At 60.4% G+C, this 22148-nt stretch carries 27 protein-coding genes; 9 read left to right on the top strand and 18 right to left on the bottom strand.

Annotation, left to right across the window (positions count from 1 at the left end):
- Window positions 1–157 precede the first annotated feature (157 nt).
- From C2E19_RS09605 to C2E19_RS09590, 3 genes are all read left to right on the top strand, one after another.
- The gene (locus tag C2E19_RS09605) at window positions 158–1072 is read left to right on the top strand and encodes an urea transporter (protein WP_129391018.1); all 915 of its coding nucleotides are present in this window, start codon (window positions 158–160) and stop codon (window positions 1070–1072) included.
- Between the two features lie 21 nt (window positions 1073–1093).
- Window positions 1094–1918 (top strand): ion transporter, encoded by an 825-nt coding sequence (locus tag C2E19_RS09600; RefSeq protein ID WP_129391015.1) that lies wholly within the window; start codon window positions 1094–1096, stop codon window positions 1916–1918.
- Window positions 1919–2099: 181 nt separating this feature from the next.
- A complete protein-coding gene (locus C2E19_RS09590) occupies window positions 2100–3098 on the top strand; it encodes a sulfate ABC transporter substrate-binding protein (RefSeq protein ID WP_129391012.1) in 999 nt (332 codons plus the stop codon).
- 116 nt (window positions 3099–3214) lie between these two features.
- On the opposite strand, the gene C2E19_RS09585 is transcribed toward C2E19_RS09590, so the two are convergent.
- A complete protein-coding gene (locus C2E19_RS09585; RefSeq protein WP_129391008.1) occupies window positions 3215–3835 on the bottom strand; it encodes a DUF5666 domain-containing protein in 621 nt (206 codons plus the stop codon).
- Window positions 3836–4078: 243 nt separating this feature from the next.
- On the opposite strand from C2E19_RS09585, the gene C2E19_RS09580 reads away from it, so the two are divergent.
- Window positions 4079–5266 carry an MFS transporter gene (locus C2E19_RS09580; protein ID WP_129391005.1) on the top strand — a complete coding sequence of 396 codons (1188 nt, stop codon included), beginning with the start codon at window positions 4079–4081 and terminating at the stop codon, window positions 5264–5266.
- Window positions 5267–5441: 175 nt separating this feature from the next.
- Here C2E19_RS09580 and C2E19_RS09575 read toward each other — a convergent pair whose 3' ends face one another.
- Both C2E19_RS09575 and C2E19_RS09570 read right to left on the bottom strand, forming a co-directional pair.
- Window positions 5442–5846: a type II toxin-antitoxin system HicB family antitoxin gene (locus C2E19_RS09575; RefSeq protein ID WP_129391002.1), complete on the bottom strand. Its 405-nt coding sequence runs from the start codon at window positions 5844–5846 to the stop codon at window positions 5442–5444.
- Window positions 5846–6058, bottom strand: coding sequence for a type II toxin-antitoxin system HicA family toxin (locus C2E19_RS09570; RefSeq protein WP_108226823.1), 213 nt, complete (start codon window positions 6056–6058; stop codon window positions 5846–5848). Before C2E19_RS09570 ends, C2E19_RS09575 begins: the two co-directional genes overlap by 1 nt.
- Before the next feature lie 220 nt (window positions 6059–6278).
- Here C2E19_RS09570 and C2E19_RS09565 point away from each other — a divergent pair, with 220 nt between their 5' ends.
- The 3 genes from C2E19_RS09565 (at window position 6279) to C2E19_RS09555 (ending at window position 8691) form a co-directional block, all read left to right on the top strand.
- A complete protein-coding gene (locus C2E19_RS09565; RefSeq protein WP_129390999.1) occupies window positions 6279–6935 on the top strand; it encodes a peroxiredoxin-like family protein in 657 nt (218 codons plus the stop codon).
- 25 nt (window positions 6936–6960) lie between these two features.
- Window positions 6961–7680 carry an SDR family oxidoreductase gene (locus tag C2E19_RS09560; protein ID WP_129390997.1) on the top strand — a complete coding sequence of 240 codons (720 nt, stop codon included), beginning with the start codon at window positions 6961–6963 and terminating at the stop codon, window positions 7678–7680.
- Window positions 7681–7809: 129 nt separating this feature from the next.
- Window positions 7810–8691, top strand: a complete 882-nt coding sequence (locus C2E19_RS09555; RefSeq protein ID WP_129390994.1) for a LysR family transcriptional regulator — start codon at window positions 7810–7812, stop codon at window positions 8689–8691.
- 98 nt (window positions 8692–8789) lie between these two features.
- On the opposite strand, the gene C2E19_RS09550 is transcribed toward C2E19_RS09555, so the two are convergent.
- From C2E19_RS09550 to ccmA, 10 genes are all read right to left on the bottom strand, one after another.
- The gene (locus C2E19_RS09550; RefSeq protein ID WP_129390991.1) at window positions 8790–9194 is read right to left on the bottom strand and encodes a hypothetical protein; all 405 of its coding nucleotides are present in this window, start codon (window positions 9192–9194) and stop codon (window positions 8790–8792) included.
- A 25-nt stretch (window positions 9195–9219) separates the two neighbouring features.
- On the bottom strand, window positions 9220–10422 hold the full coding sequence (ccmI, locus tag C2E19_RS09545) for a c-type cytochrome biogenesis protein CcmI (RefSeq protein WP_129390987.1): 1203 nt from the start codon (window positions 10420–10422) through the stop codon (window positions 9220–9222).
- On the bottom strand, window positions 10419–10889 hold the full coding sequence (locus tag C2E19_RS09540; RefSeq protein ID WP_129390984.1) for a cytochrome c-type biogenesis protein: 471 nt from the start codon (window positions 10887–10889) through the stop codon (window positions 10419–10421). The genes ccmI and C2E19_RS09540 overlap by 4 nt, the downstream gene beginning before the upstream one ends.
- Window positions 10886–11422: a DsbE family thiol:disulfide interchange protein gene (locus C2E19_RS09535; protein WP_016987490.1), complete on the bottom strand. Its 537-nt coding sequence runs from the start codon at window positions 11420–11422 to the stop codon at window positions 10886–10888. Before C2E19_RS09535 ends, C2E19_RS09540 begins: the two co-directional genes overlap by 4 nt.
- On the bottom strand, window positions 11419–13407 hold the full coding sequence (locus C2E19_RS09530) for a heme lyase CcmF/NrfE family subunit (protein WP_129390981.1): 1989 nt from the start codon (window positions 13405–13407) through the stop codon (window positions 11419–11421). The genes C2E19_RS09535 and C2E19_RS09530 overlap by 4 nt, the downstream gene beginning before the upstream one ends.
- A 3-nt stretch (window positions 13408–13410) precedes the next feature.
- Window positions 13411–13866, bottom strand: a complete 456-nt coding sequence (gene ccmE, locus C2E19_RS09525; protein WP_053118425.1) for a cytochrome c maturation protein CcmE — start codon at window positions 13864–13866, stop codon at window positions 13411–13413.
- Window positions 13863–14039: a heme exporter protein CcmD gene (gene ccmD / locus C2E19_RS09520; protein ID WP_008083431.1), complete on the bottom strand. Its 177-nt coding sequence runs from the start codon at window positions 14037–14039 to the stop codon at window positions 13863–13865. The genes ccmE and ccmD overlap by 4 nt, the downstream gene beginning before the upstream one ends.
- Window positions 14036–14791 carry a heme ABC transporter permease gene (locus tag C2E19_RS09515; RefSeq protein ID WP_129390978.1) on the bottom strand — a complete coding sequence of 252 codons (756 nt, stop codon included), beginning with the start codon at window positions 14789–14791 and terminating at the stop codon, window positions 14036–14038. Before C2E19_RS09515 ends, ccmD begins: the two co-directional genes overlap by 4 nt.
- Window positions 14792–14869: 78 nt before the next feature.
- Entirely contained in the window at window positions 14870–15538 is a 669-nt protein-coding gene (gene ccmB, locus C2E19_RS09510) for a heme exporter protein CcmB (RefSeq protein WP_007919970.1), read from the bottom strand.
- Window positions 15535–16170 (bottom strand): cytochrome c biogenesis heme-transporting ATPase CcmA, encoded by a 636-nt coding sequence (gene ccmA, locus C2E19_RS09505; protein WP_129390975.1) that lies wholly within the window; start codon window positions 16168–16170, stop codon window positions 15535–15537. Before ccmA ends, ccmB begins: the two co-directional genes overlap by 4 nt.
- A 197-nt stretch (window positions 16171–16367) precedes the next feature.
- Here ccmA and C2E19_RS09500 point away from each other — a divergent pair, with 197 nt between their 5' ends.
- Both C2E19_RS09500 and C2E19_RS09495 read left to right on the top strand, forming a co-directional pair.
- Window positions 16368–17942 (top strand): flagellar hook-length control protein FliK, encoded by a 1575-nt coding sequence (locus C2E19_RS09500; protein ID WP_129390972.1) that lies wholly within the window; start codon window positions 16368–16370, stop codon window positions 17940–17942.
- On the top strand, window positions 17939–18268 hold the full coding sequence (locus C2E19_RS09495) for an EscU/YscU/HrcU family type III secretion system export apparatus switch protein (RefSeq protein WP_129390969.1): 330 nt from the start codon (window positions 17939–17941) through the stop codon (window positions 18266–18268). The genes C2E19_RS09500 and C2E19_RS09495 overlap by 4 nt, the downstream gene beginning before the upstream one ends.
- A 97-nt stretch (window positions 18269–18365) precedes the next feature.
- On the opposite strand, the gene C2E19_RS09490 is transcribed toward C2E19_RS09495, so the two are convergent.
- The 5 genes from C2E19_RS09490 to motD all read right to left on the bottom strand — a co-directional run bounded on the left by C2E19_RS09490 (window position 18366) and on the right by motD (window position 22141).
- Window positions 18366–18758, bottom strand: coding sequence for a DUF2802 domain-containing protein (locus C2E19_RS09490; RefSeq protein ID WP_008083419.1), 393 nt, complete (start codon window positions 18756–18758; stop codon window positions 18366–18368).
- Window positions 18759–19244 (bottom strand): chemotaxis protein CheW, encoded by a 486-nt coding sequence (locus C2E19_RS09485; RefSeq protein ID WP_008083417.1) that lies wholly within the window; start codon window positions 19242–19244, stop codon window positions 18759–18761. It lies immediately after the preceding gene.
- A gap of 89 nt (window positions 19245–19333) precedes the next feature.
- Window positions 19334–20302 carry a CheW domain-containing protein gene (locus C2E19_RS09480; protein WP_129390967.1) on the bottom strand — a complete coding sequence of 323 codons (969 nt, stop codon included), beginning with the start codon at window positions 20300–20302 and terminating at the stop codon, window positions 19334–19336.
- A gap of 116 nt (window positions 20303–20418) precedes the next feature.
- Complete coding sequence (locus C2E19_RS09475) at window positions 20419–21207, bottom strand: ParA family protein (protein ID WP_007919990.1); 789 nt, start codon at window positions 21205–21207, stop codon at window positions 20419–20421.
- A gap of 43 nt (window positions 21208–21250) precedes the next feature.
- The gene (gene motD, locus C2E19_RS09470; RefSeq protein WP_129390964.1) at window positions 21251–22141 is read right to left on the bottom strand and encodes a flagellar motor protein MotD; all 891 of its coding nucleotides are present in this window, start codon (window positions 22139–22141) and stop codon (window positions 21251–21253) included.
- Window positions 22142–22148 lie beyond the last annotated feature (7 nt).

The following is a 22148-nucleotide window of genomic DNA, read 5'->3' as shown; positions in this document are numbered from 1 at the left end:
AAATGCTTGAGTGCCACAACTGGCCTCTTCGCGAGCAAGCCCGCTCCCACAGTTGATTTGTGTGCATCACAAACTCAATGACTGAACAAAGATTAAATGTGGGAGCGGGCTTGCTCGCGAAGAAGGCAACTCGGTTTCACTGACTTTCAGAACTGCCATGCCTGCCAATCATTTCAACACCCACTGCCCCGACTGGGCCGAGGCTTTGCTCAACGGTTTCAGTCAAATATTCCTCCAGCGCCATCCGCTGTGCGGCCTGTTGTGCCTGTTGGCGATCCTGCTGACCGCGCCGGTGCTGTTCGCCGGTGCGCTGCTCGGTGCCGTCGCCGGTTTGCTCACCGCGCAACGCCGCAATTACGCCAAGGCTGATCGCCAGGCCGGGTTGTTCAGCTACAACGGCGTGCTGCTCGGCCTGCTGCTGAGCCTGTATTTCCCGTGGTCGCCAATGCTGCCACCACTGATTCTCGCCGCTGGCGGTTTGAGTGCGATGGTCACACAGCAATGGCTCAAATATGTGTACAGCAGCCGATCGATTCCGGCTTACACCTCGCCGTTCGTGGCCATGAGTTGGGTGTTGCTGATGTTCGCCGAGCCGTCGACGCCAATGGCGCCTATCGAGATGAACACGTGGAACCTGCTCGCCGCCGAACTGCGTGGCTTGGGCCAGGTAATGTTCCTCGGCCACCCACTGGCCGGCGCGCTGATCGCCATCGGTTTGCTGATCGCTGATCGCCGGGCCTTTTGCTGGGCGTTGCTGGCGTCGCTGATCGGCCTCGGCTCCAGTCTGCTGCACCACGAAACCAGCGCTGCGCTTTTAGGTCTGGGCAGCTACAACGCCGTACTGGCCGCCCTCGCCTTCTCTTCGCAACGTCAACAACCGTGGTTGCCGCTGCTCGGCATCGTCCTCGCGTTGCTGGTGACGCCGCTGTTTGCCGCCATCGGCCTGGCCACTTTGACCGCGCCGTTCATCCTCGCCGGCTGGCTGATCCGCGCCGGCATCCAGATGCTCGGTAAAACCCCGGTCGAGCATGCGCCTTGCGCTCATGGGGAGAATCAACCTAGGCTGCGCTGATCTTCGATTCAGGCGTTTTCCATGGACAGCAGCAACAGTTGGCGTGAACGGCTCTACGTCATGATTTTCCAGAGCGACACCCTCGCCGGGCGTCGCTTCGACGGCATCCTGCTGTTGATCATCCTCGCCAGTCTGGTGATCGTGATGCTCGACAGCATCGACAGCATTCACCGCAACTACGCCGACGTGCTGGCCTACATCGAGTGGGGCTTCACGATCATCTTCCTCGGCGAGTACATCCTGCGCCTGTACTGCTCACCGAAGCCGCTACGCTATGCCTTCAGCTTTTACGGGCTGGTGGATTTGCTGGCAATTGTGCCCGGCATCCTCGCCCTGTATTACAGCGATGCGCAGTACCTGCTGATCATCCGGATCATCCGCATGCTGCGGATCTTCCGCGTGCTCAAGCTCAGCCCGTACCTCAAACAAGCCAACTATTTGATGTCGGCGCTGCGCGGCAGCAAGCAGAAGATCGTCGTGTTTCTGGTCAGCGTCTGCACGCTGGTGACGGTGTTCGGCACGCTGATGTACGTGATCGAAGGCCCGGAGCATGGCTTCACCAGCATTCCCAAAGGCATCTATTGGGCGATCGTCACGTTGACCACGGTGGGCTTCGGCGACATCGTGCCGAAGACCCCGCTGGGCCAGGTGATTTCGTCGCTGGTGATGATCACCGGTTACTCGATCATCGCCGTGCCGACGGGGATTTTCACCGCCGAACTGGCCAATGCCATGCGCGGCGAACAGCTGCAACACGACTGCCCGGTGTGCAAGAAAAATAGCCACGAACACGGCGCGGCGTTCTGCTCGCGATGCGGTAATGCGCTGTTCAAGAAACTGGAATAAGCAAAGAGCTTTTTAATCTTTAAACGACTATGCACACCCCGTTATAGTCGTGGCAATTAAACATCACCCCCCTGTAGGAGCTGCCGCAGGCTGCGATCTTTTGATCTTGATCTCATAAAACCAGATCAAAAGATCGCAGCCTGCGGCAGCTCCTACATAAACAGATAACAAGGAATGCGCAGTGAAAAAACTCTTTGGCGCCTCACTTCTCGCCGCTGGCCTGGCCTTGGCCAATATCGCTCAGGCAGCCCCGACGCTGCTCAACGTTTCCTACGACGTGATGCGCGATTTCTACAAGGACTACAACACTGCGTTCCAGAAACACTGGCAGGCCGAGCACAACGAAAACATCACCGTGCAGATGTCCTTCGGCGGTTCGAGCAAGCAAGCGCGCTCGGTGATCGACGGCCTGCCGGCTGACGTCATCACCATGAACATGGCCACCGACATCAACGCCCTCGCCGACAACGGCAAACTGGTTCCGGAAAACTGGGTCACGCGTCTGCCGAACAACAGCGCGCCATTCACCTCCGCCACCGTGTTCATCGTGCGCAAAGGCAACCCGAAAGCCCTGAAAGACTGGCCGGATCTGCTCAAGGACGGCGTGCAAGTGATCGTGCCAAACCCGAAAACCTCGGGTAACGGCCGCTACACCTACCTGTCGGCTTGGGGTTATGTGCTGAAGAACGGTGGTGACGAGAACAAGGCCAAGGATTTCGTCGGCAAACTGTTCAAGCAAGCGCCGGTACTGGACACCGGTGGCCGTGCGGCGACCACCACGTTCATGACCAACCAGATCGGCGACGTGCTGGTGACCTTCGAAAACGAAGCGGAAATGATTGCCCGCGAGTTTGGTCGTGATCAGTTTGAAGTGATTTACCCAAGCGTTTCGGCTGAGACTGAGCCACCGGTGTCCGTGGTCGACAAAGTGGTCGACAAGAAAGGTTCGCGTGCAGCGGCTGATGAGTACCTGAAGTACCTGTGGTCGCCGGAAGGCCAGGAGATTGCTGCGGCGAACTACCTGCGTCCGCGTGATCCGGCGGTGCTGGCGAAGTACACCGATCGTTTCCCGAAAGTTGATTTCCTCTCGGTTGAGAAGACCTTTGGTGACTGGCGTACGGTGCAGAAGACGCACTTCAATGACGGCGGTGTTTTCGATCAGATCTATACCGGCCAGTAACACCTGATCCTCTGTAGGAGCTGCCGAAGGCTGCGATCTTTTGATCTTGATCTTAAATACAAGATCAAAAGATCGCAGCCTTCGGCAGCTCCTACAGGGGGATTGTGTTTAGGCGATTACATCGGTGGGGTGACGCCGTCCTTGCCGGCGGAGATCGATTGCGCTGTCAGCGTGCCGTCCGCACTTTGCGTGACGAAGGTGACGATCTTCACTCCAACCTTCAGCAAGCTTCTATCGCCCGGCGTCAGATTGACGATCGGCACATCCTCCGGCACCAGGATCTTCTGTTGCCCGCCCTTGTAGTTCACCGTCAGCACCCGCCCGTTGCTCACCACCAGATCGCCGACGCTGCCATTGGTCATGCTGCTGCCCTTGGCCAGATCGAACGGCCGATGACCATCGCCACTTCCAGCCAATTCCGGCGGAAACACATGCACTTCCAGCGCCTTGAGCGTGCCGTCCTCCTGCGGCATCGCTGCCGAACCGATGTAGCTGCCGGGTTTGATGTCTTCGATATTGGCCAAGGTGACGCCGCGAACTTTGGTGTCGCCGGTCAACTGGATCACCACGTTCTCGCCGCTGTTGACGTGGACTTTCAAGGTATCGGCGCTGACCCCGGTGATCTCGCCGCGCACACCGAGGCGCATGCCCGGGGCATCGGCAGCCTGCACGCTCGTCGCGCCCAGCAGGCTGATCAGGACAATCGTTGCGGTGTGGCGAAGCCTCTGACGAAACATTGCAATCCTCCGGTGATGAACGTTGAACAAGCCGATGCAAACATAAGCACGCTATCGAAGAAGATGTAAGTGAATGTATCATCGACCCTCAACGGCCGGACGCAAGGTCCGCCGATGGATGACATGCCGAGCGCTCCCTGTAATTCCGCAATGGAATAACTGATATCAACCGACGGCGTCTTCTGCCCTCGCGGTTTGTCCCTTAGCCTCACTGCATTCCCTTTCGCTGGATCGAGAAACCTTATGACCGCCACAACTCACGCAATGACCCGGGGCATGGTGCTGCTGTTCGCCTTCTGCTGCGGCGCCATCGTCGCCAACATCTACTACGCGCAGCCGATCATAGGCCTGATCGCGCCGGACATCGGCCTCTCCGACACCATGGCCAGCTTCATCGTCTCGCTGACGCAGATCGGTTATGCGCTGGGCCTGTTCTTCCTGGTGCCGCTGGGCGATCTGCTGGAGAACCGCCGGTTGATGATCATCACCACGGTGGTGGCGATTGCCAGCCTGCTGGCAGCGGCGTTTACCGATCAGCCGAATGTGTTCCTGCTGATCTCGTTGCTGGTGGGTTTCAGTTCGGTGTCGGTGCAGATCCTGATTCCACTGGCGGCGCATCTGGCGCCGGAAGAGTCCCGTGGCCGTGTGGTCGGCGGGATCATGGGCGGCTTGTTGCTGGGCATTCTGCTGGCTCGGCCAGTGTCGAGTGTGGTTGCCGACCACTTCGGCTGGCGGGCGATGTTCATGATTGCCGCCGCGTTGATGGCGGCGATCAGCGTGGTCCTGGCGCTGACCGTGCCCAAGCGTCAACCGGATCACAGCGCAACGTATGGCCAACTGCTCGGCTCGTTGTGGACGCTGCTGCGCCAGCAACCAGTACTGCGCCAGCGCGCGTTTTATCAAGGCTGCATGTTCGCCACGTTCAGCCTGTTCTGGACCGCCGTGCCGCTGGAACTGGCGCGCAACCATGGCCTGTCGCAAAGCGAGATCGCGATCTTCGCCCTGGTCGGCGCCATCGGTGCCATCGCCGCGCCGATCAGCGGCCGCCTGGCGGATGCCGGTCACACCCGCATCGCTTCGTTGCTGGCCATGATCTTTGCCAGCCTGAGCTTCCTGCCCGCCTTCATCCATCCGGCCTACAGCGTCATCGGCCTGGCCGTGACCGGCGTGGTATTGGACTTCTGCGTGCAGATGAACATGGTGCTTGGCCAGCGCGCGGTGTATTCGCTGGACGCGAAAAGCCGTGGTCGCCTCAACGCGCTGTACATGACCAGCATCTTTATCGGCGGCGCGTTCGGCTCGTCGGTGGCCAGTGCGGTGTATGAACATGGCGGCTGGTTGTGGATCGTGATCGTCGGCAGTGTGTTTCCGCTGTTGGCGTTGTTGCGGTTTTTGAGTGTGACTGAAAGGCGTTCTCTGGCTGCTGCCTGAAACAAAAAGCTTCGCGAGCAAGCTCCCACATTGGCACTGTGGCTACAGGTCAAATGCAGGAGCTGCCGAAGGCTCGGGCCGCGATCGGACGATCTCTTGATCTTGCCTTAAAAAGATCGCAGCCTGCGGCAGCTCCTACACAGGTTATTCACTGAGCCTGGGGGACCGATGACGCTTAATAGCGAACCAGTTTCTCCATCGCCGCATCCGCCAGAAAGGAGGAGCGGCTTTTGACGTTGTGTTCGCGCACATAACGATCGATTCGCTGGATCACGTAACCGGGGAGTGTCACGTTGACCTTCTCGGTCTTGCCGAGATACGGCGAGATATCCAGCTCCAGCATGCCCCAGCCCATGTCGGCAAATTCCGGGTTGTTGCGATGCGCCGCTGCAGAAGTGGGCATCGGGATCGCCTCTGCGCTCGCCACTATCTCTTGCAGCATGATGTGGGCGATTTCAACCGCCGCATTGTAGGCATCTTCAAAGCTATCCCCTGCCGTAACGGCGCCGGGAATATCGGGGATCTGAATACCGATGGCAGTATTTTCGTCGCCCCATTCAATGCAGATTGGATATTGCATTATGGATCTCCTTGGTAACTGGCTGGCGGGTTGTACAGCCCGGCACGCCTCCTGATGCTTTTGACCGTCCCCAGTGGCAAATCCTTTTTCGGGTGAGGGACGGGAATCGTGTACGGGTTGTATCGGTGAGTGAAGATGTGATGACTGCCAGTGATCCGATCCAGCACCCATCCAGCCTCCTCCAGCTCCTTGATCAATTGCCTGCTCTGCACCAATCGCCTCCTTGGCCTGGTCTTTTAAAAATAACCCTAGAGTTATCTTTACTCAAGCACAGAAAACCGCAAAGCGACGTCCGGTTGTTTTGCAGAGTGTGAGTTTTCATTCATTCCCCCTGAGCATGAATGCTATGCCTTGCACCTGCGTTCCACTGCGCGCACCTGACGGTCACTCTTGAACCCAGCCACTACCGGCGCTTCTTCAGGACTTTCGACCATGACTCTGCAAGCAAAACTCGATGCCTTCAAAGCTGACTTCAAGGCCGGCAAACCGCCTTACAACGCCCCTGCCGACATCCACCCGGTGATGGAGCGCGCCACCGCCGAATTGATCGCCTCCGGCGCCGCCAGTCGTGCCTTGAAAGTCGGTGACATCGCACCGCTGTTCACTCTCAAAGACCCTGAGGGCAACGCGGTCTCGTCCGCCGATCGGCTGGCGCAGGGGCCGTTGGTGCTGACGTTTTATCGGGGTGTCTGGTGCCCGTACTGCAACATGGAGCTGCAAGCATTGCAGGCTTTTCTGCCGGCAATTCAGGACGCCGGGGCAAGCCTGCTGGCGATTTCGCCGCAGATCGCCGCCAACAGTCGCAAGTCGCAACGCATCAACGAACTGCAATTCCCGATCCTCAGCGATCCGCGCAATGACGTCGCCGCAGCCTTCGGCCTGCGCTTCGAATTGCCGCCCTACCTGATCGAGCTGTACAAGAATCTGCGCAATGACCTGCCGACCTTCAACGATGATCCGGCCTGGACCTTGCCGATGCCGGCGCGCTATGTGATCGGTCAGGACGGCGTGATTCGTTACGCCGAGGTCAACCCGGATTACACTCAGCGTCCCGAGCCTGACGCGATGCTGGATGCATTGCGCGGCTGAATCGATGACCTGCCCTGGAGTTGCCATGACCCGACGTACTTTCCTCATCACCGGTGCCAGCAAAGGCATTGGCCGGGCGCTGGCCGAACATCTCGACCGCGCCGGGCATCGCGTGGTGGGGATCGCTCGCCAGCCGGATCTGAGCTTTCCGGGAATTCTGTTTCCACTGGACCTGAGCGATCGCCAGTTGACCGGTGAGGTCCTCGCAGAACTGGCGCGCACGTATGAGTTCGACGGGCTGGTGAACAACGTCGCACTGGTGCGCCCGCAGGCGTTGGGCGATATCGATCTGGACGCCTTCGACGACGTGATGCGGTTGAATCTGCATTCCGCGTTGCAGGCGACGCAGGCGCTGCTGCCGGGAATGCGCACGCGCGGTTGGGGTCGGGTGGTAAACATTTCCAGCCTGACGGTGCTGGGCATCACCCAGCGCACGGCGTATGCAGCGGCGAAAGCGGCGCTGGTCAGCTTCACCCGCTCGTGGGCGCTGGAGCTGGCGCAGACCGGCATCACCGTGAACGCAGTGGCACCGGGACCGACCGAAACCGAACTGTTCCGCGCCAACAATCCGCCGGGCAGCGAGGGTGAGGCGCGCTATCTGGCCGGGGTGCCGATGGGACGCCTGGGGCAGCCGGAGGAGATTGCCTCGGCGATTGCGTTTCTGTTGTCCGAGCAAAGCGGCTTCATCACTGGGCAAACCTTGTTCGTCGATGGCGGCGCCTCGGTCGGTAAAGCCGCCTTCTGATCAACACCCCAAATCCTCTGTGGGAGCGAGCCTGCTCGCGAATACGGTATGTCAGACACATTGATGTTGCTGATACACCGCTTTCGCGAGCAGGCTCGCTCCCACATGGATCCACGATAAGGAGCATTGATGGACCGCCTCGCCGCCATGGAAACCTTCGTCTGTGTCGTGGAAACCGGCTCGTTTTCCGCCGCCGCCCGGCGCCTGAACATCGGTCAGCCCGCCGTATCAAAGACCATTGCCGCGCTGGAAAAACGTCTGGCCGTCAGCCTGCTCCTGCGCTCGACGCGCGGCCTGACCCCGACCGAAGCCGGGCTGGCTTTTTTCGAGCGGGCCAAACGTGCGCTCGAAGAAGCCGACGAGGCTGACAACGCTGCCCGCGGCATCGCCAGTGGCCTGAGCGGCAACTTGCGCATCAGCGCCGCCGTGACTTTCGGCCGATTGCACATCGTGCCGCAACTGGGGCCGTTCCTCGATCAGCATCCACAACTGAACATCGACCTGATGCTCGACGACCGCAACATCAACCTGGTCGAAGAAGGCATCGACGTGGCCCTGCGCATGGGTGCACTCACCGATTCGGGCCTGACCGCTCGCAAGATCGCCGATTGCCGCCGTGTGGTCCTCGGCACACCGGCCTACTTTGCCAGACACGGCGAGCCAAGCTGCCCCGCCGAATTGAGCAAACATCAGGCGGTCGTCTACAACCTCGGCGGCGGCACCACCTGGGAGTTTGCCAAAGGCTCTGAGAAACAATCGGTGATCCTCAGCGGACGTTTGCGCGTCAGCGCGGCCGAGGGCGTTCGCGAAGCCGTACTGGCCGATCAGGGCCTGACCCTCGCCTCCGAATGGATGTTCGCCCCGGAACTGGCCAGCGGCGCGGTGAAAACAGTTATGCACGACTGGACCCTGCCCGACCTGGATTTATGGGCAGTGTTTCCAACGGGGAGAATGGCCAGTGCCAAGGCGCGGGCGTTTGTTGAGTATGTGCAGGGGGTGTTGGCCAGTTGAACAGCAAGATCAAAATATCGCAGGCTTCGCCAGCTCTTACAGTACGGCAAGTGCAAAGCCTCTAAAAAAACGGCGATCCGAAGATCGCCGTTTTCGTTTTACTGCCCGAACTGCTTGCCCAGCCCCGGTGGCACGCCGTGGATGTTGGTGTCTTCCCACGGGCCGTTAGGGCTGATCGAGCGGCTCCAGCCGTTGTTCCAGCGGTAGTAGGTGCGCTGGCGGTAGAAGGTGTTGGTCTGGTCGTCGAGGACGTAGACGCCGAGTTTCTGGTCCCAGTGGCTGTTGCCGCCCGGTGGTGGGGCGAAGCTGGCCGAGGTGCGCTGGACCGGTTTGGCCGGTTTCGCCGGAATGCTTTTGCCAGGCGCAGGCGAGGTCGACGGGGTCGGGCTCGGTTGCGACGGCGGGATCGGCGGCAGGTGGGTGGTCGGTTCCGGTCGTTGCACCGCACATGCACTCAAGCCCAGGGCCAGTGTGAGGACTGTGATTCGGGCGATGGTGTGCATGGCGGTGCTTTCCTGTTGTGCCCGGTTATTGGTCCGGGCTGTCGATGGTCAGTTTTTGTGGCGCGGTGGTGCTGCTGGCCAGCGGGCCGCTGCGACCCACCCACTCACCGGCGGTCGGTTGACCAGCCCGTGAGACGCGCGCAACCAGTTGGACTTCAGGGAAGTTCGACAGTTTCAACTGCGGCATCATTGCGTCGGCATCACCCAGTTCGACGGTCACCGGCAGATCCGCCACGGTCAGGCGCTTGGCTGCCAGCGGCGCTGGTGGGCCGGACGTCGCGCGAGCGAAGATGAACACGCTGTCGCCCGGTTGCACTTTGCCTTTGAGCTCGCTGGCCAGATCGACGCTGACTCTCAACAGTGCGGCTTTCGCAGCTACAGGTGCCTCAGCGACTTTGCCACCGCTGGCTTCCAGACGTTCGGCGGCGCGCTTGATCCCGCCTTGCAGCGCGTCACGGGATTTGTCGTCCGGTGGCAGTTGCGCGAGCAGACGGTTCCAGTAATCGATGGCTTGCTGATAACGCTCGCCTTCGAACGCGGCGATGCCGAGCAGACCGAGGCTGGTGACTTCTTTCGGATCGGCCTTCAGCGCTTCGTCGGTCAGCGTCTGGATCTTCGCCGACCATTTCTTGCCGTCGGCGAAATACTGCGCCTGCGCCCACTGCCCGAGCAGTTCCGGCTGACGACCAGCCAGATTGGCGGCGCGTTCGAACATCTTCGCCGCATCCGCCGGACGCTCTTGCGCCATGTAGGTACGGCCGAGGAAGTACAGGCCTTCAGCGGAATCCGGTTGCGCCGCGACAGCACGCTCCAGACGCTGGGTCATCTCTTCCATCGACTGCGGCGCCTGGGCGAATTCGCGGGTCAGTTCGACCTTGTCGGCGGCGCCGAAATGCATATAGAGACCCAAGCCCAGCACTGGCACCAATACGGCGGCCAACAACGGCAACGGTTTACCCAGCTTCGACACTCGTGGCGCAGCAACGCCTTCGGTATCCGCCAGCAACTCACGTGCAGCCTCGGCACGACCGCTGTCCATTTGCGCAGCGTCGAGCACGCCTTCAGCCTGTTGCGATTGCAACTCGGCGACACGCTCCTGATACAGCGCAACGTTCAGGGCAGTACGATCCTCTTCACGCTGGGCGCGGCGTTCACGCAGAACCGGGATCAGCAGAAAACTCAGGGCGACCAGAAGCAACAGCCCTGCGGCAAGCCAGAAATCAATCATTCTTGGTTTTTATCCAACAGTTGGTCGAGGCGCTGACGCTCTTCGATGGACAGCGCTTGCGGGGTCTCGGCGCGCTGGCCGCGACGACGGCGGACGATCACCGCGATTACCACCAAACCACCGAGCAACAAACCGGCCGGGCCAAACCACAGCAGCGCGGTCTTGGCATTCAGCGCCGGTTTGTAGCGGACGAAATCACCGTAGCGATCCACCATGAAGTCGATGATCTGCTGGTTGTCCTTGCCCTCGCCGAGCATGCGGAAAATCTCTTTGCGCAGGTCAGCGGCAATCGGCGCGTTGGAGTCGGCGATGTCCTGGTTCTGGCATTTGGGGCAGCGCAGTTCCTTGGTCAGCTCGCGGAAACGCTCGCGATCGCCTTCTTTGGCAAACTCGTAGGTGTCGATCGCGGCATGCGCCACGCCGACCAGACTCAAGCCCAATACCAGCGCAGCTAGAAAGCGCTTCATGGCTTGGCCTCATCGACCAGCGCCTGATACTTGGCCGCGAGTTTTTCGCGCCAGACTTGTTCATCGATCACCCCGACGTACTTGTCGCGAATGATGCCCTTGGCGTCGATAAAGAAGGTTTCCGGCGCACCGTAGACACCGAGATTCAAGCCCAGCGAGCCTTCGTCATCACGGATGTCCAGCACGTACGGATTGTGGAATTCGGCCAGCCACTTCAAGGCATCGGCGTTGGTGTCCTTGTAATTGATGCCGTAGATCACCACGCCGCGCTCGGCGAGTTTGTTCAGCACCGGATGCTCGACCCGGCAGGAAATGCACCAGGTTCCCCAGACGTTGACCAGTGCCGGTTTGCCGAGAATGTCAGCCTTGGTCAGGCTCTTGTCGCCCTGCACGTTTGGCAGGGAAAACTCCGGGAACGGCTTGTTGATCATCGCCGACGGCAGCTCCGCCGGATCGAGGTACAGACCGCGATAAAGAAATACCGCCACCAGCAGGAAAATCGCCAATGGCACCAGCATCAACCAACGTCTCATGCAGCCGCTCCCGTCATGCCCAGGGCTTCACGCACCTTGGCTTTCACCTTGACCCGATAACGTCGATCCAGCGCCGCCAGCAAACCACCGAACCCGGTGAGCAGACCGCCGAACCAGATCCAGCGCACGAACGGTTTGACGTGCACGCGCACGGCCCAGGCGCCGTTTTCCAGCGGTTCGCCGAGGGCGACATAAAGGTCGCGGGTGAAACCGGCGTCGATCCCGGCTTCGGTCATCACCGAGTTCTGCACGGTGTACAGACGTTTTTCCGGGTGCAGCACGCTGACTTCCTTGCCGTCACGAATAACGCGAATCGTGCCTTTGTCGGACGTAAAGTTCGGCCCTTCGAAGTGTTTGGCGCCTTCGAAGATGAAGTGATAACCGGCCAGGTCCATTGACTCGCCCGGCGCCAGACGCAAGTCGCGTTCGGCACTGTTCTGGCTCGACAACACCACGCCCAACGCGCAAACAGCGATGCCGAGGTGGGCGATCTGCATGCCCCAGTAGCTGCGGGTCAGCGTCGGCAGGCCTTTGATCAAGCCTTTGTGGCGGGTCTTGTCGACGATGTCGCGGGCGCCGGCGAGCAGTACCCACGCAGCGAGCAGGAAAGTCGCGATCACCGCCCAGTTGAAATCGCCGTAAGCGACACCGGCCACCACGGCTAGCGCGACGCTGCCGAGCAGCACTGGCGTAAGCATGCTGCCCAGCCATTTCACCGGCGTGTCTTTCCAACGGACGATAACGCCGACCGCCATGACCATCATCAGCAGCGCCATCAACGGAATGAACAACGCGTTGAAGTACGGCGGGCCGACCGACATTTTCGCGCCGCTCAGCGCATCGAGAATCAGCGGGTACAGCGTGCCGAGCAGGATCATCGACGCGGCCACCACCAGCACCAGGTTGTTGCCCAGCAGCAGGGTTTCCCGCGACCAAAGATTGAAACCGACCTGACTCTTGACCACTGGCGCGCGCAGGGCGAACAGCGTCAGCGAGCCGCCGACCACGAACAGCAGGAAGATCAGGATGAACACGCCGCGCTCAGGATCAGAGGCGAATGCGTGCACCGAGGTCAGCACGCCAGAACGTACGAGGAACGTACCGAGCAGGCTCAGCGAGAATGCGGCAATCGCCAGCAACACCGTCCAGCTCTTGAACACGCCACGTTTTTCCGTGACCGCCAGCGAGTGAATCAGCGCAGTGCCGACCAGCCAAGGCATGAAGGATGCGTTTTCCACCGGATCCCAGAACCACCAGCCGCCCCAGCCGAGTTCGTAGTACGCCCACCATGAACCGAGGGTGATGCCGATACCGAGGAAGGCCCAGGCGACGATGGTCCAAGGACGCGACCAGCGTGCCCACGCAGCATCGAGGCGACCGCCCATCAACGCGGCGATGGCGAAGGCGAATGCTACCGAAAAGCCGACGTAGCCCATGTACAACATCGGCGGGTGAACGATCAGGCCAATGTCTTGCAGTAGCGGATTAAGGTCAGCGCCATTGCTGGGCATTTGCGGCAGGATGCGTTTGAACGGGTTGGACGTGAGGATCAGGAACAGCAGGAAACCGGTGCTGATCATGCCCATCACCGCCAGTACCCTGGCGAGCATGACTTGCGGCAACTGCCGGGAAAATACCGACACCGCAAAGGTCCAGCCGCCGAGGATCAGTGCCCACAACAGTAACGAACCTTCATGGGCACCCCATACCGCGCTGAATTTGTAATACCACGGCAACGCGGTATTCGAGTTGTTGGCCACATAGGCGACGGAGAAGTCGTCGACCATGAACGCGTAGGTCAAGGCGCCGAAGGCGAACAGCAAAAATGCAAACTGCCCCCACGCGGCCGGCTGGGCCAGACTCATCCAGAAACGGTCGCCGCGCCAGGCGCCAATCAACGGCACCACGGCCTGCACCAGGGCAAAACACAGCGCCAGAATCATCGCGAGATGACCCAACTCAGGAATAAAAATTGCCGACGTCATCGATCAACCCTCCTTCGCGGGCGTTGGTGCGGATTGACCACTGTCTTTCAGCGCTTTGGTCACTTCCGGCGGCATGTACTTCTCGTCGTGCTTGGCCAGCACTTCATCGGCCACCACCACGCCGTCGGCGTTGATCTTGCCCAACGCGACGATGCCTTGGCCTTCGCGGAACAGGTCCGGGAGGATGCCGCGATAGGTGATGGTCACGGATTTGTTGAAGTCGGTAACGACAAATTTGACGTCGAGCGAATCCGGCGAACGTTGCAGCGAGCCTTTCTCGACCATGCCACCGGCGCGGATGCGCGTGTCTTGCGGCGCTTCGCCGTTAGCGATCTGGGTCGGGGTGTAGAACAGATTGATATTCTGCTGCAGGGCGCTGAGGGCCAGGCCGACGGCAGCGCCGACCCCGACCAGAATGGCCAGAATGATGATCAGACGTTTCTTGCGCAGCGGATTCACTTGCCGTTCTCCCGGCGCAGACGTCGCGCCTCTTGTTGCAGATACCGCTTGCGGGCCAGGATCGGCGCCGCCACGTTGAAGGCCAGTACAGCCAGGCAGATGCCGTAGGCCGTCCAGACATACAGGCCATGATGGCCCATGGCGAGGAAGTCGCCGAATGAAGCAAAACTCATCGAGCGGCCTCCAGACTGTTCTGCACTTCTGCTTTCACCCAACTGGCGCGGGCTTCGCGCTTGAGCACTTCAAGACGCATGCGCAACAGCAGCACAGTGCCGAAGAAACAGTAGAAGCCCAGCACCGTCAGCAGCAGCGGCAGCCACATTTCTGCCGGCATCGCCGGTTTTTCGGTGAGGGTGAAGGTCGCGCCCTGGTGCAGGGTGTTCCACCACTCCACCGAGTACTTGATGATCGGGATATTGATCACACCAACGATAGCCAGCACCGCGCAGGCCTTGGCGGCACTGTCGCGGTTGCTGATGGCATTGCCCAGCGCGATCACACCGAAATACAGGAACAGCAGAATCAGCATCGAGGTCAGGCGTGCGTCCCAGACCCACCAAGAACCCCAGGTCGGTTTGCCCCAGATCGCCCCGGTGACCAGCGCCACCGCGGTCATCCACGCCCCGATCGGTGCGGCGCATTGCAGGGCGACGTCAGCCAGTTTCATCTTCCACACCAGCCCGACCACACCGCACACCGCCAGCATCACGTAGATCGACTGAGCGAGCATCGCGGCAGGCACGTGGATGTAGATGATGCGAAAGCTGTTGCCTTGCTGATAATCCGGCGGCGCGAAGGCCAGGCCCCAGACGACGCCGACACCAATCAGCAGCAACGCTGCGATGCTCAACCACGGCAGCAACTTGCTGCTGATGCCGTAGAACCACTTGGGCGAGCCGAGCTTGTGAAACCAGGTCCAGTTCATACTGTTTCCATCACGGGTGCCGCTCATCGGTGTGAGCAGTCTCAGGGTCTTTGCTGGTTAAATTTTAACCAGACCTCATTATTCGCCGACGCTGATCTTCAGGCCAGCAGCTATTGCAAAAGGTGTCAGGGTGATCGCCAGGGCGGTCAGGCTACCAAGCCACAGCAGATACCCGGTCGCCGGCATGCCTTGGAGGGCTGCCTGCAAGGCGCCACTGCCAAGAATCAACACCGGGATGTACAACGGCAGAATCAGCAGCGCCAGCAACAGGCCGCCACGTTTCAAACCGACCGTCAGCGCCGCGCCCACCGCGCCGAGCAAGCTCAGCACCGGTGTTCCCAGCAGCAACGAAAGCAGCAAAACCGGCAGGCAGGCGGCAGGCAAACCGAGCATCAACGCCAGCAGAGGTGAGAGCAAAACCAGTGCCAGGCCGGAGAAAAGCCAGTGTGCCAGTACCTTGGCCAATACCAGAAGTGGTAACGGGTGCGACGAAAGGACCCACTGTTCCAGGGACCCGTCTTCGAAATCACTGCGGAAAAGCCCGTCCAGCGAGAGCAGGACCGACAAAAGCGCCGCCACCCAGACTAACCCCGGGGACAGGTTTTGCAACACTTGAGTTTCCGGGCCGACGGCCAGCGGGAACAAAGCGATGACGATGGCGAAGAAAATCAGCGGATTGGCCAGCTCCGCCGGGCGGCGAAACAGCAGTCGGGATTCACGGGCAACCAGCAGGCCGAAGACACTCATACTGCCCAGTTCCCCAGATCGATATCACGATAACCGGCCGGCATCCGGCTCAGCGTGTGGTGCGTGGTCAGCACGACCAGGCCGCCGCGCTCGCAGTGAGCCGCCAGGTGCTCTTCGAGTTGCGCCACGCCCTGTTTGTCCAGCGCGGTGAACGGCTCGTCGAGAATCCACAGCGGAGGGCTGTCGAGATATAACCGCGCCAGCGCCACGCGTCGTTGCTGACCGGCGGACAGGCTGTGGCAGGGAACATCTTCGAAGCCGCGCAATCCTACTGCTGCCAGCGCTTGCCAGATGGCCTCGCGTTCAGCGGGATGATGCAGGGCGCAGAGCCACGACAGGTTCTCTTCCGGGGTCAGCAGGTCCTTGATCCCGGCTGCGTGGCCGATCCACAACAGGTTGCGCGCCAGTTCGCTGCGTTGTTCGGCGAGCGGCAGACCGTTGAGCAGGACTTGACCGTCGGTCGGCTGCATCAGCCCGGCCAACAAACGCAACAAACTGGTTTTACCGCTGCCGTTGGGACCGCTGATCTGCACCATATCGCCACTGGCCAGTCTCAATTCGAGATTTTCGAAGAGCAGCCTGAGATCACGTTCACACGCGAGGGCAACGGTTTGCAGGACAGGACTGGTCAAGGGATCACGGGCCTTATACGGTTCAAGTCGGCTCTGGCGCGGCCGTTAAAGAGATGCAGCATAAATGCAATGACGGCTCGATCTAGAGAGCTACGTCAAACAATTGCTATGTTTTTTGAACGAAGCGCAAGACGGGCGGCATTATACATGCCGTGCCTTACTCTCAAGAGTGCAATTTCCTCAGGTTGTGTCCGCGTATGACAGGCGAAATGAACATCCTCCCGCTCCCGCCAGCCACCCAGGCCACCGTTCGCCCGCAGGTCGGTGAGTTGCTCAAGTTGCTGACCCCGGTCGAAGGCTTGATCGACGCGGGGCAAAGCGCCAAGGCCGAGGTGTTGTCGCTCAAGCAGGCGGATCAGACCTTTCAACTGTTGCTCAAGGTGACGCTCGACAACGGTCGCCAAACCACAGTGCAAGCGACCAGCAATCTGCCGCTGCCCCAGGGCACCAGCCTCGCGATCACCCAGCCATCGGCGGGCAATCTGGCGATTACCGTGCAGCAAGCCATCGCCAGCAGTGTTGCCGCCCTCACCCGTATCGACACGGCACAATTGCCGGTCGGCACCCTGCTGCAAGGCAAAGTGCTGACCTCGCAGGTGCTGCCGCAGACGCCGGGGCAAGCAACGGTGTTCCGCTCGCTGGTGACGTTGCTCAATACCGCCCAGAGCGGCAGCACGCTGACCCTCGACAGCCCGCAACCGCTGCGCATCGGCACCCTGCTCTCGGCCTTGGTCGAAGATGCGCAAACGCTGAAATTCCTGCCCTTGAGCAGCCGCCAGGAGCAGCTCGCCGTCAGCCAGCAATTGCTTGGCCAGCAAAGCCGTCAGGCTTCGCTGACAGGTGTGTTGAACGCGCTGCAAAACCTGCCGACCGACACCGATCAGACCTCGCAGGACTTGCGCGCCATGGTCGACAAGTTGCTGGCCAGCCTGCCCGACGTGCAGCAATTGAGCACCGCCAAAGGTGTCGCCCTGGCCCTGGCCAACAGCGGCGCGTTTCTCGAAGCGAAACTGCTGACCGGGCAGACCCCGACACTGGCGCCAGACATGAAAGCCGATCTGCTCAAGCTGATCGCGCAACTGACGCCGGGCCTGCCTAGCAGCACCAGTTTCAACGCGATCATCGCCGCCAATACGCTGGCGCAGGCGCTACCGAATTTCGTCCGTAACGCCCTCGGCACCCTCGGCCAGGTCAGCGCAAAACCAGTGCCGAGCAGCTTCCCCCTGCCCGACCGCTTGCTGCAAAATCTGGAAGGCGAAGGCGATCTGGAACAGTTGCTGCGCCTCGCCGCTGCCGCTGTTTCGCGCCTGCAAAGCCATCAACTGTCGAGCCTGGAACAGACCGGCGTCACCGACGACGGCCGCTTGCTCAGCACCTGGCAGTTGGAAATCCCCATGCGCAACCTGCAGGACATCGTGCCGTTGCAGGTCAAGTTCCAGCGCGAAGAAACCCCGGAACGCGAACCGCAACCGAACGAGCGCCGCGAGGAACACGAGCCCCGGCAACAACTGTGGCGCGTCGATCTGGCGTTCGACATGGAACCGCTCGGGCCAATGCAGATTCAGGCGCAGTTGATCGCCGGCAGCCTGTCGAGCCAGCTCTGGGCCGAACGGCCGTACACCGCCGATCTGATTGAAAGCAATCTGTTCGCCCTGCGCCAGCGTCTGCTTGATCGCGGGTTGAACGTCGGCGATATCGATTGCCATCTCGGCACCCCGCCGCAAGGCAACCAAACCCGTCTCGAACACCGCTGGGTCGACGAAACCGCATGAACAATTCCACTGCCCCACGCCAGGCCATCGCCCTCAAATACGACGGCAACCACGCGCCGACACTCACCGCCAAGGGTGATGAAGAACTGGCCGAAGAAATCCTGCGCATTGCTCGCGACTGCGAAGTGCCGATCTACGAGAACGCCGAGTTGGTGCGCCTGTTGGCGCGAATGGAATTGGGTGACAGCATTCCCGAAGAGCTGTACCGAACGATCGCCGAGATCATCGCGTTTGCATGGAATCTGAAAGGCAAATTCCCCGAAGGGCACGACCCGAATGCGCCGATGGTAGAGAAGGATGTGACCCTGCGCGGCGATGATTATTAAGCCCTGAAAGCAAAAGATCGCAGCCTTCGGCAGCTCCTACAGGAAAGCGCATTCCAATGTAGGAGCTGCCGAAGGCTGCGATCTTTTAATCTTGCTTCTAGTTCTTATGCAACTTGCGCATCAACTCCGCCTCAGCCTGGGTCAACCCGCACGACTGAGTCAGCTCATCGACGCTCGCACCCATCCCCACCAGTTTCGCCGCCTGGGCGAACGACAGGCTGGATGGATCGCGCTGTTCGAGCTGGACGATCTTGTCCGGCAACGGGCTGACTACCGCACGCAACTCGTGCAGCGCCTCGCCCATGCGCACATTACCGTTCTGGTAATCGTCGACGCGCTTGGCCAGGTCTTTGATGCGCTGATCACGCAGCGCATCGCCCTGAGCCTGTTGCGCAGCAATGACTTTTTGCGCCTTGATGTAAGACACAAACATTGCCAGCGTGCCTGCCCAGAAAAGGAACAGGACAATGACCGCGACCTCGAGAATCAATCAGATATTCTCCAGGTCCGACCATTCTTCTTCGCTCATCATCTTGTCCAGCTCGACCAGGATCAGCAACTCGTTGTTCTTGTTGCACACGCCTTGGATGAACTTCGCCGACTCTTCGTTACCGACGTTCGGCGCCGTTTCGATTTCCGACTGACGCAGGTAAACCACTTCGGCCACGCTGTCGACCATGATGCCGACGACTTGCTTGTCGGCTTCGATGATGACGATACGGGTGTTGTCGCTGATCTCGCCGCTGTTCAGGCCGAAGCGCTGACGGGTGTCGATCACGGTGACCACGTTACCGCGCAGGTTGATGATGCCCAGCACGTAGCTTGGCGCGCCCGGCACCGGAGCGATCTCGGTGTAGCGCAGGACTTCCTGAACGCGCATCACGTTGATGCCGTAGGTTTCGTTGTCCAGCTTGAAGGTCACCCATTGCAGGATCGGATCTTCAGAACCTTTTGCATTCGTCGCCTGATTACTCATACCTGACCCCTCGAAAAAACCGCTCTGGGCGGTGTGTGTTCTGTGTGGCGGCATTCAACAATGCCGTCGCCTGATTGTTATGTCGGCTGCTATGTCGGTTTATGTAGCGGCTTGTGGCCGCTCAAGTGCTTTGCCCCACCGCTGTCGATCAACTCGGCCAGTGCGGAAACGTCAAGCAATGCACACATGTGCTCAATCACGGTGCCGGCGAGCCATGGCCGCTGACCCCGGTGACTTCTCCATTTGATTTCATTCGGGTCCAGGCGCAACGAGCGACTGACCTGATGCACCGCCAGGCCCCACTCGTAACCTTGTACCGAAATCACGTACTGCAGGCCCTGACGGAAGTCATCGCGATAGCGATCCGGCATGACCCAGCGTGCGGTGTCCAAAACTTTCAGGTTGCCGGACTGGCTCGGCAGGATCCCGAGGAACCATTCCGGCTGACCGAACAGCGGCGTCAGCTCATGACCGGCCAGCGAATAGATCGAGCCAAGGCACACCAGCGGCACCGCCAGGGTCAACCCGGCGACGTCGAACAGCAGGCATTCGAAGGCTTCGGACGCCCAGGCCGGACGGCCATCGGTTTCCACCGGTGGCGGCGTATTGCTGGGCGGCAGATGCACTTCGACCAGCGGCGGTACCAGCGCCTGCTTGACGGGTGCGGGTGCTACCGGAGCCGGTTCCGGTTCCGGTTCCGGTTCCGGTTCAAGCACCGCCGGTTCCGGCGCGGTTTTCAACAATTGGGTTTGCAACAGCGGCGCCAGCGTCGACACCGATGCGCGCATCGGCTCGTCTGCTTCGATCAATGCCACCGGCGCTTTAGCAACCGCTGCGACGGCAGGCGCGACAACCGGCGCAGCCGGCCTGGCCGCTTTCTGTGCGTCACGTGCCTGCTCTTCCAGCACCGCCGCCTGGAACTCGTCCAAGGCCTCGACACTTTCCTCGACAACCTCGACTGGCGCCGGCAACTCGTCAGGAATTTCCTGCAGCAAACTGTCCAGATACGACTGCAAGGCCAACTGCGGTTTCGACGTCAACTTCAAAGGCCGATTCATACACAACCCCATGTAGGAGCTGCCGCAGGCTGCGATCTTTTGATCTTTTCAGAAGCACCACAAAGCCGGATCAAAAGATCGCAGCCTGCGGCAGCTCCTACACAAGTCAACGTCATTCAAGCCACCTGCGGAACAAGTTGTTGCGCCAACAGGTGTTTGAGCAGCGCGCGATACGCCAGCACGCCACGGCTCTTGCCGTCGAATTGCGAAGGCGTGACACCGGCCCGGCTGGCGTCGCGCAGACGAGTATCGACCGGGATGTAACCCTGCCAGATCTCCTCGGGGAATTTGTCGCGCAGCACGCGCAAAGTGTGCATCGATGCCTGCGTACGGCGATCGAACAGGGTCGGCACAATGCTGAACGGCAGCGCCTGTTTGCGCGAACGGTTGATCATCGCCAGAGTGTTGACCATGCGCTCGAGGCCTTTCACGGCCAAGTGCTCGGTCTGCACCGGGATCACCAGTTGCTGGCTCGCCGCAAGCGCATTGACCATCAACACGCCGAGCAACGGCGGGCTGTCGATCACCGCGTAATCGAAGTCCTGCCACAACTGCGCCAGACTCTTGGCGATCACCAGACCGAGGCCACTCTGCCCCGGCGACTGCCGCTCAAGGGTCGCCAGTGCGGTGCTCGACGGCAACAGCGAAATACGTTCGTCACTGGTCGACAACAGCAACTGCCCGGGCAGGCCTTGCGGCACGCTGCCCTTGTGCAGAAACAGGTCGTAGTTGCTGTGTTCCAGGCTGTCGGGATCGTAGCCGAAATAGCTGGTCATCGAGCCGTGCGGGTCGAGATCGACCACAACCACGCGCTTGCCCGCCTCGGCCAGCAATCCGGCTAAAGCGATGGAAGATGTGGTTTTACCGACACCACCCTTTTGATTGGCGACTGCCCAGACTCTCATTCAGTTCGTTCCTCCCGGCCGATATGCTCGACCGAGACATAGCTCAGCGTGTTAATGCGGGTGACGGAGAATTGACGGCACTCTCGCGTCCCGGCGTCTTGACCGGGGTCGGTGCAGTTTGTGTGCCAGCACGCTTCAACGCGGCGTCCGGTTGCGCATTGGCGGTCCCGGTGCCCGTGAGGCTGCGGCGCACATCGAGATTGCGCGACACCACCAGCACCACACGACGATTCTTCGCGCGGCCTTCGGATGTAGCGTTATTGGCCACCGGCTGAAACTCACCGTAACCCACCGACGCCAGACGACCGGGGTTTACACCCTGCATCGCCAGCATGCGCACGATGCTCGCCGAACGTGCCGAGGACAGTTCCCAGTTGGTCGGGTACTGCGCGGTGCGGATCGGCTGATCATCAGTGAAACCTTCGACGTGAATCGGGTTGTCGAACGGCTTGAGGATCGCTGCAACCTTGTCGATGATGTTGAACGCAATGTCACTCGGCATGGCATCGCCGCTGCCGAACAACAGGCTGGAATTGAGTTCGATCTCGACCCACAACTCGTTGCCGCGCACGGTCATCTGGTTGGAGCTGATCAAGTCGCCGAACGCCGCGCTGATGTCATCGGCGATGCTTTTCAGCGGATCGCTGGCGCCGGCGATACCGGCGTCGATCTGCTCGGCGTCTTTGACCAACGGCTTGGCCGGGGTCACGGTCTTCGGTCGCTCGTCGCCGATCGGGATCGGTTTTAGCGCGCGGTCGGAGTCTTTGAAAACGCCGACCAGCGCTTCGGAAATTTCCTTGTACTTGCCTTCGTTGATCGACGAAATCGAGTACATGACCACGAAGAACGCGAACAGCAACGTGATGAAGTCAGCGTAGGAAACCAGCCAGCGTTCGTGGTTTACATGCTCTTCCTGGTGGCGACGACGAGCCATGAGGTTA

Source organism: Pseudomonas sp. DTU12.3 (genome assembly GCF_004124275.1).
Lineage (GTDB): Bacteria > Pseudomonadota > Gammaproteobacteria > Pseudomonadales > Pseudomonadaceae > Aquipseudomonas > Aquipseudomonas helmanticensis.
The sequence above is the reverse complement of the archived record's forward strand: the minus strand, read 5'-3'. Positions and strand labels throughout refer to the sequence as shown.